We start from the raw sequence: 16850 nt of genomic DNA, 5'->3' as shown, positions 1-16850 counted from the left end.
ATCCTCCGGGGACTGTCCGCGAGGATGGTGGATGACCGGCTTGCCGCTACCGTGTTTTACTTTTTTCTTTTCCCGAATTCCCGAGCCCGGCGCACCTCGATGCGCCGGGCTCTTTTGTTTTCCGCCCAAGTAAAATGCTTCGATGGCACGCGCTCTCGAAGGTATCGGCTTGGCTTTTGCACAACAGGGTTTTCTGCTGACTCGTCACTGGCGCGACACCGCGGCCGGGACGGAAGTCGATTTCTGGCTCGCCACCGACGACGGCCCGAAAAGAATCCGCATCGCGTTGCAGACGAGCGTCGCGTTCATTCGCGCTGAAGATCGCGCGAAGGCCGAGCCGATCGTCGCCGGCGTGCGGGACGCTTATCTGCGCGAGCTGCCGCTCAGGGATTTTCGCCAGAAGCCCGTGCTCGGCCTTTATTGCCCGCAATATCGCCAGTTGCTCGCGCTCGAGAAGAACCTGCGAAGCGCGGGCGTCGATGTCTTCGAAGCCGATATCCGTCCGCATGAGCGCTATCTGATGGAGCGATTCATCACGGCGCCGGTGTCGTTCGATGGCGTCGCCGGCGACGGTTACATTTCCAGCGAACTGAAGCCCGCGCCGGATTACCGGCCGTCGCTGAAAGTCGTTTCGCTCGATATCGAAACCAGCGCGAAAGGCGATCTCTATTCGATCGCGCTCGAAGGCTGCGGCGCGCGTCAGGTCTACATGCTCGGTTCGTCGAATGGCGCAGAAGAGCAAACCGATTTCGCGCTCGAGTATTGCGAAAGCCGCGCCGACATGCTGCGGCGTTTCAACGCGTGGATCGCGCACTACGATCCGGACGCGATCATCGGCTGGAATGTCGTGCAGTTCGACCTGCGCATCCTCCAGCGACATGCCGACGACTACGGCGTGCCCCTCACGCTCGGCCGCGACGGCAGCGCGGTCGAATGGCGCGAGCATGGCATGAAGCGCAATCACTTCTTCATCTCGATCGCGGGAAGGCTCGTGATCGACGGCATCGAGGCGCTGCGCTCGGCGACGTGGAACTTTCCATCGTTCAGCCTGGAATACGTCGCGCAGTCGCTGCTGGGCGAAGGCAAGGCGATCGACAGTCCCTACGCGCGCATGGACGAGATCGAGCGGCGCTTTCAGGAAGACAAGCCCGCGCTCGCCCGTTACAACCTGAACGACTGCGAACTGGTCACGAAAGTCTTCGAGAAGACCGAACTGCTGCCGTTTCTGCTCGAGCGCGCGACCGTCACCGGCTTGCAGGCCGATCGCAGCGGCGGCTCGGTTGCGGCGTTCACGCATCTTTATATGCCGCGGATGCATCGGCTCGGCTATGTCGCGCCGAATCTCGGCGACGTGCCCGAGGAAGCGAGCCCCGGCGGCTTTGTGATGGACTCGCGCCCCGGCCTCTACGATTCCGTGCTGGTGCTCGACTACAAGAGCCTGTATCCGTCGATTATCCGCACGTTTCTGATCGATCCGGCCGGGCTCGCGCAAGGCATGGCCACGTCGGACGATGCCCAAACCGTGCCGGGGTTTCGCGGCGCCCGCTTTTCACGCGACACGCACTGCCTGCCCGCGATCGTCGCGCAAGTGTGGGAAGGACGCGAGGCGGCGAAGCGCCAGCACAACAAGCCGCTGTCGCAGGCACTGAAGATCATCATGAACTCGTTCTACGGCGTGCTGGGATCGAGCGGCTGTCGCTTCTTCGATCCGCGTCTCGCATCGTCGATCACGATGCGCGGTCACGAAATCATGCATCGCACGCGCGAGCTGATCGAAGCGCGCGGATACAGCGTGATTTACGGCGACACGGATTCGACCTTCGTGTGGCTGCGGCGCGCGCGCGATGAAGAAGACGCGACGCGCATCGGCCGCGCGCTCGTTGCGCATGTGAACGAATACTGGCGCGAGCATCTGCGTGAGACGTTCAAACTCGACAGCGCGCTCGAACTGCAATTCGAAACGCATTTCAAGCGTTTCCTGATGCCGACCATCCGCGGCACGGAAGAGGGCAGCAAAAAACGTTACGCAGGACTGACGACGCGCGCCGACGGAAGCGAGGAAATCATCTACAAAGGGCTGGAAACGGTGCGCACCGACTGGACGCCGCTCGCGCAGCGCTTCCAGCGCGAGCTTTATATGCGCGTCTTCAAGGGCGAGGCGTATGAGGCGTATGTGCGCGATTACGTGGGCAGCACGCGGCGCGGCGAACTCGACGAACTGCTCGTGTATCGCAAGCGGCTACGTCGCACGCTCGGCGACTATCAGCGCAACGTGCCGCCGCACGTGCGCGCCGCGCGCATCGCCGATGAATACAACGCGCGCGCCGGCCGCCCGCTGCAATATCAGAACGGCGGCTGGATCAGCTATGTGATGACGACCGCGGGTCCCGAACCGGTGGAAGCGCGGCACGCGCCGATCGATTACGAGCACTACGTGAGCAAGCAGCTTCAGCCGGTCGCGGACGGCATCCTGCCGTTCCTGCGCGACGACTTCACCGCGCTGATGTCCGGCCAGAAAGAGCTGTTCTAGGCTAAAAACGCACGCCGAAACCCGCCTCGATGATGTCCGCATCGCGGTCATAACGCGTGACCATGCGGTTCCACGTCACGCGCGCGAGCCATCGATTCGTGAGCCGGTAACTCGCCGATACCGAAACAAGGCCCGAGAAGCGGCCATCGCCGGTACGGTTTTGCGGGAGATCGTCGTTTTGCGTGATCGACAGATACGGTCCCGCGCCGACGCCGAGCGTGAGTTTGTCGTCGAAGAACGCGCGTGTCGCCCAAATCTGCGCGGCGAGGCCGTCGCGACGCGACTGCACATGCCCGCCTTCATGCAGATACGAGGCGGTGAAATCGATGTAATGCCACAGTCCGCGCCGATATTCGATGCTTTCCGCCAGATTCGTTTCAGAGTCGAGGCTGTTCAGGATCGTCGTGCCGAGCATCACGGTGACTTCGTTGTTCGTGACGTTCGTCGTGCGCGACACGGGGCGCGCGCGCGATCCGCGTCCTTCGGGCGCGTCGAGCTGATAGCCGATGCCGAAGAGCAGCGCGGTCGTGTCGGGGCCGCCGAACGCCTGCACGCGATTGAGCTTCATCTCCGCGATCCAGCGGTTGTCGAAGTAATACGCCGCGCGCAGCGTAAACATGCCGCCCCAGCCATGCGTGTTCGAATATTCGCCACCGGCCTGCGCCTGGCTGGTATCGAAATAGCGATACGGACCCGCGCCCGCCGACAATTCCAGCCGGTCGTTCCAGAGCGGCAGGCGTCCCCAGATCTGCACGGACTGCCCGTCACGATGATGATCGGGGATATGGCCTTCGTTCAGCCACGAAAAACTCCAGGCGGCATAGCGCCCGAGTCCTTCGCGATAGCTGGCTTCCCAAGAATAGGTGTTCTGGCTGCTGCTTTTGAGCGGGCCGGCGAGGAAGGAAAATTCCTGGGCGTGCGCCGCCTTTGTCGCGATGGCGAGTGCCGCGCAGACGATCATCCACGCGGCGGTTCGGCAAGGTCGTGCTTTCCTGGAGGGTGTCATCGGCGAAGTCGGATTCGCAAGTCCGGCAACTTTCGTATGGGCCTGTTCGAGCAGGATACAGACATAAGAAGATTCACGCAGAAATCTGAGTCATTCCTATTTACTCCGATGTTGGAGTCAAACGTTTGCGCGCTCGCCGCGACGGATAATCGCTCGGCCTACGTTCGCAGCCACTCACACGCGGGGTTACGTCTTTCGTCCAGCTTGCGTAGATTGATTTCATTCCAGTGCAATCGAGCAAGCGAGGTCAGCGATGGACTCCACTCCAATCGAATATCGAGGCTGTGAGCTTTCGGTCATCGTCCGGCACGTGTCCGGGCAATTCGCGGCGACGCTCTTGATCGAGCGGCCCGGCGGCGTGCGGCGCGCGATCGGACCGCTTCGCGCGTTTCCGACGGCGCAGGCCGCCGCGAGCTACGCGATCGAATGCGGCAAGGCGGAACTCGACGGCCGCCTGACGGCGCGTGAGCCGCGCGTCGCGATATCGGGTTGAAGGCGTCGCGCCTGGAATATCGAACGATCGCGCTGCTGATGCTCGCGCCGCTTCTTTCGTCCTGTACGACGCTGATTCACGAAACGTGCGCGACGGGCGAGCAGCGCGTCGTGAACGACCTCGTCTATTTCGGCACCGCAAAGCCGGTGGATTTCGTCACGCCCGCGGAATTCGACGACTTCCTGCGCACTGAAGTCACGCCGCGCTTCCCGCAAGGCTTCACGACATGGCGCGCGAGCGGGCAATGGCGCGCGGCGGATGGCTCGATGGTGCATGAACCAACCTGGGTGCTGAGCCTCGCCCATCCCGACGACGCAGCCAGCGACAAGGCCATCGGCGAAATTCGCGAACACTATCGCGCGCGCTTCGAGCAGGAATCGACGCTGCGCGTGCGGCACACCGCCTGCGCGTCTTTCTAGTCCGGTTTCGCGCCACTCGGCACCTCTGCGTTTCCGCAAAAACTTCTCAAAATCGGCCGATTCCTAGCGTCGATCATCGTGGCTGCATCAATAATTTACAAATCCACGGACGAGGCCCGATATGCTCCGACGCTTCATGCGGGCGGACGGCCTGCACGCTTTTCCCCGATTTCCATCTTTTCGATTGTCAAACCGCCATGGTGACTCTGGTCAGCTATTTCTCCGATCGCAACGCAACGTCATCGCGCGACAACCACGATGAATACTGTCGCCGCATGAATGTGAGGCATCGCTTCGAGGCGATGTCGAGCTGCGTCGATTCGATCGAGTTGCGCACGCTCTACAAGTTCCAGCTCGTGAGCGACATGTTGCGGGAAACCGAAGAGGGTGAACTGGTCATCTTCGCGACTGAAAACGCGCTGTTCGTCCGCTTTCACGACTTCGAACCGATCATGAGCGGCCGCGACGTGCTGCTGACCAAAGGACATTTCGGCGTCAACACCGAAATGTTCGTGCTGAGAAACACTGAAGAGAACCGGCGCATCGCGCGAGGGTTCGCCGCGCGATGCCGCCAATACTACGATTACGGCGATTTCGTCACCGAAGAAGCTTTGCTCGACGATCTGCCGACCGTGCCTGACTGGGATGATCTGAACGGCGTGGTGCCGATCGCATCGATGTGGTCGAGCCAGCATCCGGATTTGCGCGGCAGGGAAGTCATCGCCGTTTCGCTCGTCTATACGCCGCGTCTTTACAGCAAGTGCGGCCCGCTGTGGCGCGCGATGTTCGCACGTCATCTGAATGCGTGCCACGCGTCGGGCGAACTGCGCGTGTTCGAAAGCGCGGCGCCGCTGTCGAGCGATTCGAACGAGCCGCTTTCCGTGTATCAGCCGGGGCGCTCCATCGCGGTCGTGATGCTCTACACGCCGAACATCGCGAGCTATGCGCGTTACGGCGAAGCGAGTCTGCGCGCCTATTGCGAGCGGCATGGCTATACGCTGTATGTGCATCGCGACGTGCCGCCGGACTTCGGGCGCGACGCTTGTGGCAACTGGGCCAAGCCGTTCCTACTCCAGAAGTACCTGCCGCAGCACGACTGGGTCTTCTGGATGGACGCGGACATCATCGCGATGAATCAGACGGTGAAGCTCGAGAAGTTTATCGAAGGACGCGAGCGCGTACTGACCGCGGACATTTGCGGCTGGCGTTTCAACTCGGGCGTGATGGGCTTCCAAAACACGGAACAAAACGCCCGCGCACTCGATGACGTGCTCGCGAAGGTACGTGAGATCGAGGACGTCAAATACACGTTCTCGAGTCAGGGCGACCAGTTCGTCTTCATGGAGCAACTGATCGCGCACGGCCTGTGCCCCGACATGGACTCGCCCGAACTCGTGAGTTTCAGGGAGCTCAACACGCCGTGGTACTACGCGGACCCGAGCACGTTCCTGTGCCATTTCCACGGCCTGAGCACCGAGATGCGGACCTTGTATATGTCGATGAACGCCGTGCCGGAAGGCGGTTTCGAGGCCATCGAACGAGAAGCGCCGCGCGCGGCTTACGGCGCCACGCCGCGCACGCAAATCCTGATTCGCACGCCCGCCTGATGTTCGGCTTACGCGCCAGCCATCTTCCTCATGAGACGCGCGCGCGGGTCCACCGCCTCCTGTAGCGCCGGCTCCGGCGCGAGATCCCATGCAAAGCCACGTGCACGGACGCGGCGCGTCGGCTTGGCGTTCTGACGCCGGCGCACCAGCGAGCGCACGGCGCGAGCGAGCGCGAGGTCGATTGCTCCGCGCCAGTCGCGCGCGATCGATGTCGCCACGACCTTGTTTTCCCGATTCAACTGCACTTCCACCTGACAGCGCTTGTCGACGCCGCCACGCGGCCCGTTGATGTCGGACAAGCTGACAGTCGCCTTCGAGATCAGCCATGCTAGGCGTCGAAAGACGAATTCGCTGCGCGCCTTCGCGAGTTCGTGCATCGCAATGGCTTCGGGATCGCGGGACTTGAACAGGACTTTCATTGACGCCTCCTCGTTGAACATGGGATCAGCGTAAGGCGCGAGCGCGTTGCGAAAAAGCAGAAGTAACGGAACACGAACTTCGAAAAAACCGAAGTTACGTTCCTGCGCGCGCAAGCACTTGCTGCGTCAACGGATGATGCCGCCCGCGCCGCGAAATGATCGCGTGGACTTCCTCCTTCACGTCGGGCGAGCGGCCGAGCCAGCGCAGGCCGCGCAACAGCGGCGCATCGCCCGCGCCGAATTCCGCGAGCGGAAACACGCCGAGGCCGCGCGCACCGAACACGGCCATCAATGCACTATCTTCAAACTCGCCGACGATGCGCGGCGCGATGCCCTGCGTCTCCAGCCAGCGATCGAGCCGCGCGCGCAGCGACGAGTGGCCAGTCGGCAGAAGAATGGGCAGCGAGGCGAGGCTCTCCGGAAAGTGATCGATCGCGCTCTTGCGCACGATGGAAGCCGGCCCGTACCAATCGACCGGCGACGCGATGAGGCGCTCGCTCGTAAGCCGCAGATTGTGGTTATGCGGCGCGGGATGGCTCGCGAGCACAAGATCCAGCCGGTGCAGCGCCAGTTCGGCGAGCAGTTCGTCCGTTTCGCCTTCGTGACAGAGCAGGCGCAGCGAGGGATTGGCGAGCACCGGCGAAAGCAGCGCATGCGCGGCGAGCTTCGAGATGCCGTCCGACAGCCCGACGGCGAGACGCGCGAGCGTACCGCTCGCCGCTTCCCGCACTTCATCCTGGATCATCTGCCCGAGCTGAAAGATTTCTTCGGCGCGCGCGAATGCGGCCTGTCCCGCTTCGGTCATGGTGACGCCGCGTCCCGCCGGTTTGAGCAGTTGATGCCCGAGCGATTTTTCCAGCTCGCGCACTTGCGCGCTGATGGTCTGCACGGCCATGTCGAGCCGCTCCGCCGCGCGTGCGAACCCGCCTTCCTTCACGACGACCCAGTAGTAATGCAAATGTCGATAGTTGAGCATGCGTCGCGCGTCCTCGCAGTTCCGGTAATGATCCAATACTTCGAAAAACCCGAAGTTTGATTTCGATTATCGCTGATTTTTTCGATTGCGAAAAACGACGATCATGGCGCGATACATCCAGTCAATCGAACCTTCCCTCGCTCATGGAATATCTACTCTCGCTCGCCGCCGATCCCGCCGTGTGGGCCGCACTCGTCACGCTGATCGTGATGGAAGTCGTGCTCGGCATCGACAATCTCGTCTTCATTTCGATACTCAGCAACAAACTGCCCGTCGCCCAACGTGCGCGCACGCAGCGCATCGGCATCATGCTTGCGCTCGTGATGCGGCTCGCGCTGCTCGGCACGGTCGCGTGGATCGCGCAACTGACCACGCCGGTCTTCTCCGTGTTCGATCATGCGTTCTCGTGGCGCGACCTCATCCTGCTCGCGGGCGGTCTGTTCCTCGTCTGGAAGGCGACCAAGGAGATGCACCATCACGTCGGAAAGAACCACGACGAGGCCGCCGGTGTCGCGTCGAGTCTCGGCAGCATCACGGCGTGGTCGGCGATCGGCCAGATCCTGCTGCTCGACCTCGTGTTTTCCGTCGACAGCATCATTACAGCGGTCGGGATGACCGAGCATCTGCCGATCATGTTCATCGCCGTCATTTTCGCGGTCGCGACAATGCTGTTCGCCGCTCAACCGCTCTCGCGCTTCATCGAGCGTAATCCGACAGTCGTGACGCTCGCGCTCTCGTTCCTGCTCGTGATCGCGATGACGCTGATCGCCGAAGGTTTCGGAACGCACGTGCCGAAGGGATACATCTATGCGGCGATGGGCTTCGCGGGATTCGTCGAAGGCCTGAATCTGCTTGCGCGGCGCGTGAAGGGCAAGCGGGACGCGAATGTGCAGACGGAAAACCGCGCGCGTCTGGATGGCGTGTCCGGATGACCTTCGAACGGGGCGCGCGGCGCTTATCCACAGCTTTGGTGCACAAGGCTGTGGACAAACGGGGGAGCCGCGCGCTATCAGCCTGATGTGGCTGAAGAAATCCGTAATGCTCCCGCGATGAAACGATCATCCGCGCAGCTTCGACCCGACTGTGCGCCGGCTCGCAGTTCACGCACGTCCGATCGGGAATTCCGCTTGCTTCTCGCACGGCAAGTGACTACGTTATGCGATAGCGAACGCCTGATTTCTTTCGGTTCCCGAAATATCCACCGATGAAATTGCGCTTCGCGCACCGCGATCAATCGTCGGCAGAAAAGAAACGATAAGACAAGAACAACGGTCGCCCCGATTGATCAGACGCCTCGGAATGCAGGCCACAGGAGGGACGAATGAGCCCGCATTGGGAGATCGGCACGGCGAGCGTCGGGTTCGAGCCCATCGCGCCGCAAGCGCTCGCATCCGTCGCGCGCATCGATCCATATATCGTGTGGGCCAACGCAACGCATTATCGCGACCTCGGCGGCACGCCGCGCGGCCGCGTGCCGATCGCCATCGAGATGAAGCAGGGCGGCGATACCGCGCGGCAATTCGCGCAGACCATCGAGCGTAACGGCTGGCAGGAGTGGATCTGGATGTCGGCGCTCTATCGCGATCCGCCCGCCGCGCTGGAGGCGACGCGCTTTTGCACCGCTCACGTTACGCGCGAGTTCTACGCGCATCTGAACACCGACCTCGCGGGCAAGTTCGAACGCTTCACGGAAGCGCTCGTGATCACGTCGCATGTCGATGCGGCCGTGGAACAGGTAGCAGCCGAGCATGCGCCGATGCGTGAAGGGCTTGGTAACGCGATCGTCGGCGTATGCGATGAAGAGATCGCGTTCACGCACGCGCGTTTCTCCGAGGACGCCACCGGCACGCGCACACGCTTTCAATGCTTCTGGAATCAGAACGACGCGGCCGAACCGGCAGCCGGTCTCGGCTACGGAAGCGAGCTGCTCAAACATCAGATGGACGCGATGCTGAACGATGCGCGTCTTCATGCCGAGACGGCGCAGACGGCCGGCGGCGCACGTGTCTACGGCTTCGCGCATGACGGCCCGGCCGCCGCCGAGCTTGCGGGGCGCTATCCTTCGCGCGCGTTGCGGCGCGCCGCTTCCGCAGACGACGACGGCAGCCACGACGCGCCCCTGCCCATGATCGGCGTGAAGCTCAAGAGACGCTGCCGCACGATGCGCGACGCGTTCGGCCCCTGTCCCGATGCCGAAGTGCTCGACGCCGTCCGCTACGTCGTGCAGCGCGCGCAGGACATCGGCGGGGCGGGCTGTCATGCGCTCGTCAGCCTGAATGCCGGAAATGTCGCGTGGCAGCAGGACGGCAGTTCGCTCATCGAAAGCGCGCTCGACGAATTGATGGACACCGGCGCCTGCTCCGTCGTGCTTCCATCGGGCAACGTCGATTTGTCGCACTGCCGTGGGGCGCTGACGATCGCGGATCGCGCGGAGTCGGCATTGCGCTGGCCCGTGCGCGCGCATTCCGCATCGCCGAGTCTCGCGGAGATCTGGTGTTCGAGCGATGCCGGCGCACCCGCCGTCGATGTGCAGATCGTGCCGCCCGAGGGCATCGCGAGCGCGTGGCTCACGCTTGGCGATATTGGCACATACACGCGTGGCGGCGATGCAATCTGCACCGTCGTGCATCTCGGCCGGGGCGCGCGCGGCGAAGGACACATGATCCTCGTCGCGCTCGCGCCGACCGCCGCACGCAGCGGCATGCGCCGCGCGGAGGCGGGCGAGTGGCTGATTCGCCTGAGGAACAACGCGTCCGCGACGGTCACCGCCTATGCGTGGATGCAGTGCGACGAATCGTTCGACGAGACGCCGCTCGTCGTTCCGTCGCATTCGCGCGATGACGGCAAGTAGCGCTCAACCGCGCGAATGGAGCGCGATGATCTCCTGAAGATCGAGGTCGTGCTCCAGCGAGTGCAGAAGCTCGTCGTGAATCTCGCCCGCGCGATGCATGCGCAGCAACTCCGCGCGCCCGGCCGCGATCGCGGCGAGCACGACGTCGTAATGCGCATGGCGCGCGTCGGCCGGGAATTCCTCCATGTCCTCGAAGCGTCTGGTAAGTCCCGCGCGATACGAGTATTGCTCGAGCAGACGCGGATGGATCACGTTGCCGTCCGCGTCGTGCACGAGCGGCTGAATCGCCTCCAGTTGCGCGGACTCCAGGCGCGCCCATGCCTGCGGCTCGGTGAGATGTCGCGATGAGCGCTCGTGGCCGCGCGTCAGCGAAAGCAGGGCGATGAGCGGGCCAATCGTCGCGCCCTGCAGCAGCACCGTGACGAGGATCACCGCGAAGCCGGCGAACAGGATGAGATCGCGGCCCGGCATCGTTTCGGGCAAGGAGAGCGCAACCGCGAGCGTCACCACGCCGCGCATGCCGGCCCAGCTCACGACGGTGGCCGCGCGCCAGTCGGGAACGGCGGCGCCGGCTTCGGGGCCGTTCCCGCGCTTGCGTCCGGAGACTGTCCACGCGATCCATTTCACCGCCTCGGCGCCGAACACCCACACGAAGCGCGACAGGATCACGACGGCGATCACCGCGGCAGTCGCGGGCCCGAGCAGCGAGAAAGCATCGCCGACGCCGCCGAGCCGCACCGCGATGCCCCGCAGCGACAAGCCGATCAGCACGAAGACGAGCGCTTCCAGCACGAACACGACGACCTGCCAGAAAGCCGTGCCGCGCATGCGCTGCGCCGCCGTGAACACTTCGTGCTGATGCCAGCCGACGACCATGCCGCACGTGACCGTCGCGATGACGCTCGACACGCCCAGTTCTTCGCCCGCGATATAGCTGACCCACGACGTCAACATCGACGTGGTGATGACGAGGTAATCGTCCTCGAGCGCGCGCATGATTTTGACGGCGATGAAGCCCGCAATTATCCCGACCACGACGCCGCCGATCGCCAGTCCCGCGAAGCTCGCGACGGCGCGCGGCGCGCTGAACACGCCGCTCATCGCGGCGACGAGCGCGAAGCGAAACAGCACGAGGCCCGCGGCATCGTTGAGCAGGCTTTCGCCTTCGAGCAGCACCATCAGACGACGCGGCAGCGCGACGCGTTCGAGCACGGCCTTGGCGGCGACGGCATCGGGCGGCGAGACGACCGCGCCGAGCGCGAAACACGCGGCCCACGGCAGCTCGGGCACGACGAGATGCACCGCGATGCCGACGACGAGCGTCGTGAACGCCACCGCGCCAATCGCGAGCAGCAGGATGCCGCTCAGATTGCGCTTGAAGTCGTCCCACACGAAGAAGTACGCGCCGTACATCAGAAGCGGCGGCAGAAACACGATGAGCACGAGCTCCGGGTCGAGCTCGATATGCGGCAGGCCCGGCACGAACGCCATCGCGACGCCGCCGACGAGCAATGCAGCAGCGGGCGGCAAGCGCAAGCGCTTGGCGAGCACTTCGAGCGCGATGATCGCGATCAGCGAGACGAGCACCAGATTGAATGCCGTGGCGGCGTGCATGAATTGTCCTCGGGTTGTGCGGTGAGTTCTTGCGCTGAAATGCGCGGCGGCCCACGCAGATGCCGCGCATCGCGCTGCTACGATCGACGCGGGGCCGGGCCGCGAGCCGGGGACATCGTATCTGAAAGGAAGGGAAAATGAGACGAAAGTCGTCAGGCGTGGCGGTGGCGGCGGTGCTGGTGGGCGTCGCCGTGGCAGCCGTGCTTTATATCGCGAGCTTCGGCAGGTCTCGTCACGCCGATGCGCCCGTGCCGACGTCCTCGGCGCTCGCCGCACAGGACGGCGCGGCGAGCGCGGCGGGTTTCGGGAACGCGCCGAAACAACCCGAAACCGTGCAGGGCGATCAAACCGCCGCGCGCTGACACGCGGCGTCCAGTCTTTGTCGCAGGTATCGAAACCTGTCACGCGCGACAGGAATATGCCTTGCTCGCCGTCTGACGATGCCAATGGAGGCACGTCGGGAGCATATCGCGATGGGACACCATCCAGAGCAGGTTCCAGCCGCCGCGCTGCCCGTCGACGGGCGCGGCATGATCGGCAACATGAAGACGGCGGCGCTCGTGTCGCTGTGCGGCGCGATCGACTTCATGTGCTTTCCCCGCATCGACTCGCCGACGCTCTTCGCCGGGCTGCTCGATAGCGAACGCGGCGGCGCTTTTTCGATCACGCCGCGCACGCCTCATGCGAGCCGCCGCGCCAACGTCAAGCAGATGTATCTGCCTGAAACGAACGTGCTGCTCACGCGTTTCATGACCGACGAAGGCGTGTGCGAACTGCTCGATCTGATGCCGGTCGCATTGAATGCAGCCCGCGCCGATCAAGTGCCGAACTGCGTGCTGCGCATCGTGCGGCTCGTGTACGGGCGCATGACGCTCGACGTGCGCTGCGATCCGCGTTTCGACTACGCGCGCGCGACGCACACGGCGCAGGCGGTGGAGAAGGGCGTCGATTTCATTCGCGCGGATGGCTCGCCGCCCGTGCGCCTGATTGCGAACGTGCCGCTCTCGATCGACGGGCAAAGCGCCTGCGCGACGCTGGATTTCGAGGCGGGCGACTGCGCGTGCTTCGCGCTCGGCGACGCGCACGGCCTTGCCGATATCGAAGCGAATCACGATGCGATCCTCTCCGACACCATCGATTACTGGAAGGCGTGGTCGTCGCGCTCGACGTATCGCGGGCGCTATCGCGAAGTCGTGCTGCGCTCGGCGCTGACGCTCAAGCTCCTGAGCTCGGAGGAATTCGGCGCGATCGTCGCCGCGCCGACTTTCGGCCTGCCCGAGGCGCAGGACGGCTCGCGCCGCTGGGATTACCGCTTCACCTGGATCCGCGATGCCGCGTTCTCCGTGTACGCCTTGCTGCGCCTCGGCTACACCGGCGAGGCGGAACGCTTCATGAAATGGATCGCCGAGCGCAGCCGCGATTGCAGCCTGCACGGCCAGTTGCGCGTGATGTATTCGGTCGATGGCGCCGACGCGCTCGCGGAAAGCCCATTGACGAGCCTCGTGGGCGACATGCCGGGACATGTCGTGGTCGGCAACGAGGCGCGCGATCAGATGCAGCTCGATGTCTACGGCGCGCTGCTCGATTCGGTCTACCTCTACAACAAGTACGGCGCGGCCATTTCCTACGATGGCTGGCGGCACGTGACACGCACGGTCGATTACGTCGTCGAGCACTGGCGCGAGCCCGACAACGGCATCTGGGAGTTCCGCAACGGCACGCGCGCGCTTCTGCATTCGCGTCTCATGTGCTGGGTGACGCTGGACCGCGCGTTGCGCCTTGCCGAGAAACGCTCGCTGCCCGCGCCGCTCGCGAACTGGTTCAAGACGCGCGACGAGATTCATCGCGACATCCACGAACAGTTCTGGAACGACGACATCAGGAGTTTCGTGCAGACGCCGGGCTCGGCCACCCTCGACGCGTCCGCGCTGATGATGCCGCTCGTGCGCTTCATCGGCCCGAAGGATCCGCGCTGGATCGGCACGCTCGATGCGATCGGTCGCGACTTGCGCGTCGATCCGCTGATCTTCCGCTATACGCGCGGCTCTACGCTCGACGGCCTGCCCGGCACGGAAGGCGGCTTCTCCGCCTGCTCGTTCTGGTATGCGGAGGCGCTCGCGCGCGCGGGGCGCGTGGACGAAGGGCGGCTCGTCTTCGAGAAGATGCTGGCGTATGCGAATCATGTCGGCCTTTTCTCGGAGGAAGTGGCGACGAGCGGCGAGGCGCTCGGCAATTTTCCGCAGGCGCTCACGCATCTCGCGCTCATCAGCGCGGCGTATCAGCTCGACCGGAATCTCGACCGCGTGCATGTTCCCTGGACCTGATCGATCTGCGTGTATCCTTTCAGCTCACTCTGAGCATGAACGGAGGACAGTCCGATGAACGGCAAGACGGTCATGGCGTGCATCGACGCGGCGCATGCGTCGCTCAAGGGACATGCCGACGAAATCGCGTCGCTCGATCAGGCGATCGGCGACGGCGATCACATCATCAACCTGCTGCGCGGCATGGATGCGCTCACCGGCATGCGCGCGCAGATCGAAGCCGAAGCCTTCGCGCCCGCGCTCAAGCTCGCGGCGACGAAGGTGCTGTCGACGGTCGGCGGCTCGTCCGGGCCGCTCTTCTTCTCGATGCTGACCGGCATGGCGAAAACATCCACCGACGATGCCGGCGTCGACGGTTTCGCGCGCGCGTTCGCGGCGGGCGTCGAAGCCGTCGGTCAACGTGGCAAGACGCGCATCGGCAGCAAGACGATGATGGACGTGCTGATTCCCGTCGCCGAACGTTTCACCGCAATGGCCGATGCGCTCGCTTCGACGCAGGACGTGCTGGAAGAACTGCCGCGCATCGCGGAAGAAAACATGCTTGCGACGCGCGACATGCTCGCCACAAAGGGACGCGCGTCGTTTCTCGGCGAGCGCTCGCGCGGTCATATCGATCCGGGCGCGCGATCGAGCCAGCTCATGATCGAAGCCGTCTGCGCGCGGCTTGCGCAAGGCGACGCCTGAACACAAAAAGGAGCAGGGGACATGAAGAAATTCATCAATCGCGTCGATGACTATCTGACCGAAAGCCTCGCGGGTTTCGCCGCGGCGCATGCGGACCTCGTGACGGTCAGCTTCGATCCGCTCTACATCGTGCGCAAGGCGCCGAAGCCGGGCAAGGTCGCGATCGTCTCGGGCGGCGGATCGGGTCATGAGCCGTTGCATGGCGGCTTCGTCGGGCACGGCATGCTCGATGCCGCGTGCCCCGGACAGGTCTTTACATCGCCTACGCCCGATCAGATGATGGCCGCGGCCCAGGCGGCGGACACGGGCGCGGGCGTGCTGTTCATCGTGAAGAATTATTCAGGCGACCTGATGAACTTCGAGATGGCGTCAGAGCTGTGCGAGATGCCGAACGCGTCGGTGCTCGTCAACGACGATGTCGCCGTCGAGAACTCCAGCTTCACGACAGGACGGCGCGGCGTCGCGGGCACGGTGATCGTCGAGAAGCTCGTCGGCAGCTTCGCGGAAACCGGCGCCGATCTGCAGGCCTGCCGAACGTTCGGCGAGCGCGTGACGGCGCGGATCGCATCGATGGGCGTGGCGTTTTCGAGCTGCACGGTGCCCGCCGCGGGCCGGCCGACCTTCACGCTCGGCGACGATGAAATCGAGATCGGCGTGGGCATTCACGGCGAGCCGGGACGCAGACGCGCGAAGTTCGAGACGGCGAACGCGATCGCGGATGAATTGCTCGCGGCGATCGTCGATGACCTGAAGCCCGCGGCGGATGCGCCGTTGCTTTTGCTTGTCAATGGGCTGGGCGGCACGCCGTTGTCGGAACTCTATTTGCTCTACAACTCGGCGCGGACGTGGCTCGATGGGCGCGGGTTGAGCGTGGCGCGCTCACACGTGGGCGCGCTGACGACATCGCTGGAAATGGCGGGTGCGTCGATCACGCTCTGCGCGCTCGATGACGAGATGATGAGGCATTGGGACAGTCCGGTGCATACGGCGGGATTGCGTTGGGGAATGTGAGCATCGATAGCGTGGCGTGGTCATCGGACGTCGTAATAAAAGGAGTTCGCGCGGCGGGAAGGGTATATAGTGAGCAGGCCGGTCTCACTACGTGGACCGGTCTTTCAGAGGTAGTCATGCGATTAGATATAAAGAAGGCAGTCCCTCTCGCGGCAAATGAGAGTGCTTACAACCGGGAGCGTCAGGCCCGGCTTCTCACGCTCAAAACCGAAGACGCCAACCGGGCGGACCAGAGGCGCATCAGCTATGCGCTCATCGATTCCACCGCAAGCAAGTGGCGATTTCCGCCAACGCCATAAGAGGCCGAGGCTGACTATGGCGCTTCATTTTCCGAATCCGAGCCGAAGCTACGATGCGGCCAGGCATTGCGTGTTTTTCTGGGGTTACGACGACTCGCGGGAAATCACGTTCGAGGTCGGCGGCGCAACGCTCAAAGGCCTGCAACCGGCGCTCGGGTCCGATGAACGGTCGTTTCTCGTGGCATTCGACGAGTTCCGCGAAAAGCTGCTTGAAATCGCGCAAAAGCGATACGTTCGCGGCCCGCAGAATCGATATTCGATTTGATGAGGCTTCGGTCCGGCCTGGCCGCTGACGGCTGTGCAAACCGATCAAGGTATTGTCTTTCATGCAGCGAGTGATCGAGTATCGCGGGTTCGAGATTCACGTCGAATTGACGCCGGCCGGTGAAGACACGTTCAACGTGATTTTCCAGATCAAAGGCGGCACCAACCTCGGCGTACTGGGCGCGCGAGGAGGCCGCATACCGCTGCGCAACGGGCCGTTCACGGAACGATGGGCGTACCTGGTTGCCGAGATTGCAGGACAAGCTGCGATCGACGTGTTGCTTGGACCGGACGAGTGATTCCAGGTTTTCTCGTTTCGCTCCGAGCACGAACTTAGGAACCCTTATCATAAG

16 protein-coding genes are annotated in these 16850 nt (G+C 63.6%); 12 read left to right on the top strand and 4 right to left on the bottom strand.

Annotation, left to right across the window (positions count from 1 at the left end):
- Positions 1–142: 142 nt before the first annotated feature.
- A complete protein-coding gene (locus tag PQR08_RS33565) occupies positions 143–2530 on the top strand; it encodes a DNA polymerase II (RefSeq protein WP_250484624.1) in 2388 nt (795 codons plus the stop codon).
- Between the two features lies 1 nt (position 2531).
- Here the strand turns inward: PQR08_RS33565 and PQR08_RS33560 are convergent, their stop codons facing one another.
- Complete coding sequence (locus tag PQR08_RS33560; RefSeq protein WP_250484625.1) at positions 2532–3536, bottom strand: hypothetical protein; 1005 nt, start codon at positions 3534–3536, stop codon at positions 2532–2534.
- A 253-nt stretch (positions 3537–3789) separates the two neighbouring features.
- Between PQR08_RS33560 and PQR08_RS33555 the strand changes: the two genes are divergently transcribed.
- From PQR08_RS33555 to PQR08_RS33545, 3 genes are all read left to right on the top strand, one after another.
- Positions 3790–4029, top strand: a complete 240-nt coding sequence (locus PQR08_RS33555; protein WP_250484626.1) for a hypothetical protein — start codon at positions 3790–3792, stop codon at positions 4027–4029.
- Positions 4026–4448, top strand: coding sequence for a DUF3574 domain-containing protein (locus PQR08_RS33550; RefSeq protein WP_250484627.1), 423 nt, complete (start codon positions 4026–4028; stop codon positions 4446–4448). Before PQR08_RS33555 ends, PQR08_RS33550 begins: the two co-directional genes overlap by 4 nt.
- 197 nt (positions 4449–4645) lie before the next feature.
- Positions 4646–6055, top strand: a complete 1410-nt coding sequence (locus PQR08_RS33545) for a glycosyltransferase family protein (protein ID WP_250484628.1) — start codon at positions 4646–4648, stop codon at positions 6053–6055.
- Positions 6056–6063: 8 nt separating this feature from the next.
- On the opposite strand, the gene PQR08_RS33540 is transcribed toward PQR08_RS33545, so the two are convergent.
- Positions 6064–6474, bottom strand: a complete 411-nt coding sequence (locus PQR08_RS33540) for an HPF/RaiA family ribosome-associated protein (RefSeq protein ID WP_238291804.1) — start codon at positions 6472–6474, stop codon at positions 6064–6066.
- Between the two features lie 94 nt (positions 6475–6568).
- Positions 6569–7450 (bottom strand): LysR family transcriptional regulator, encoded by an 882-nt coding sequence (locus PQR08_RS33535; protein ID WP_250484629.1) that lies wholly within the window; start codon positions 7448–7450, stop codon positions 6569–6571.
- 143 nt (positions 7451–7593) lie between these two features.
- On the opposite strand from PQR08_RS33535, the gene PQR08_RS33530 reads away from it, so the two are divergent.
- Both PQR08_RS33530 and PQR08_RS33525 read left to right on the top strand, forming a co-directional pair.
- Positions 7594–8382, top strand: a complete 789-nt coding sequence (locus tag PQR08_RS33530) for a TerC family protein (protein WP_035501920.1) — start codon at positions 7594–7596, stop codon at positions 8380–8382.
- A gap of 389 nt (positions 8383–8771) precedes the next feature.
- A complete protein-coding gene (locus PQR08_RS33525) occupies positions 8772–10301 on the top strand; it encodes a hypothetical protein (protein WP_250484630.1) in 1530 nt (509 codons plus the stop codon).
- A gap of 3 nt (positions 10302–10304) precedes the next feature.
- Here PQR08_RS33525 and PQR08_RS33520 read toward each other — a convergent pair whose 3' ends face one another.
- Entirely contained in the window at positions 10305–11915 is a 1611-nt protein-coding gene (locus PQR08_RS33520; RefSeq protein ID WP_250484631.1) for a Na+/H+ antiporter, read from the bottom strand.
- Between the two features lie 137 nt (positions 11916–12052).
- Here PQR08_RS33520 and PQR08_RS33515 point away from each other — a divergent pair, with 137 nt between their 5' ends.
- The 6 genes from PQR08_RS33515 to PQR08_RS33490 all read left to right on the top strand — a co-directional run bounded on the left by PQR08_RS33515 (position 12053) and on the right by PQR08_RS33490 (position 16796).
- Positions 12053–12277 carry a hypothetical protein gene (locus PQR08_RS33515; protein ID WP_250484632.1) on the top strand — a complete coding sequence of 75 codons (225 nt, stop codon included), beginning with the start codon at positions 12053–12055 and terminating at the stop codon, positions 12275–12277.
- Between the two features lie 111 nt (positions 12278–12388).
- The gene (locus PQR08_RS33510) at positions 12389–14239 is read left to right on the top strand and encodes a glycoside hydrolase family 15 protein (protein WP_250484633.1); all 1851 of its coding nucleotides are present in this window, start codon (positions 12389–12391) and stop codon (positions 14237–14239) included.
- A 54-nt stretch (positions 14240–14293) separates the two neighbouring features.
- A complete protein-coding gene (gene dhaL / locus PQR08_RS33505; protein WP_408163770.1) occupies positions 14294–14923 on the top strand; it encodes a dihydroxyacetone kinase subunit DhaL in 630 nt (209 codons plus the stop codon).
- 21 nt (positions 14924–14944) lie between these two features.
- A complete protein-coding gene (gene dhaK / locus PQR08_RS33500) occupies positions 14945–15934 on the top strand; it encodes a dihydroxyacetone kinase subunit DhaK (protein ID WP_250484635.1) in 990 nt (329 codons plus the stop codon).
- A gap of 315 nt (positions 15935–16249) precedes the next feature.
- The gene (locus PQR08_RS33495; RefSeq protein WP_187606315.1) at positions 16250–16498 is read left to right on the top strand and encodes a DUF1488 family protein; all 249 of its coding nucleotides are present in this window, start codon (positions 16250–16252) and stop codon (positions 16496–16498) included.
- Positions 16499–16559: 61 nt separating this feature from the next.
- Positions 16560–16796, top strand: a complete 237-nt coding sequence (locus tag PQR08_RS33490; protein WP_250484636.1) for a hypothetical protein — start codon at positions 16560–16562, stop codon at positions 16794–16796.
- The last annotated feature ends 54 nt before the right edge of the window (positions 16797–16850 follow it).

It is taken from the genome of Caballeronia jiangsuensis (assembly GCF_046030135.1).
Taxonomy (GTDB): domain Bacteria; phylum Pseudomonadota; class Gammaproteobacteria; order Burkholderiales; family Burkholderiaceae; genus Caballeronia; species Caballeronia jiangsuensis.
Note: the sequence above shows the minus strand (reverse complement) of the source record. Positions and strands in the feature narration are given on the sequence as shown.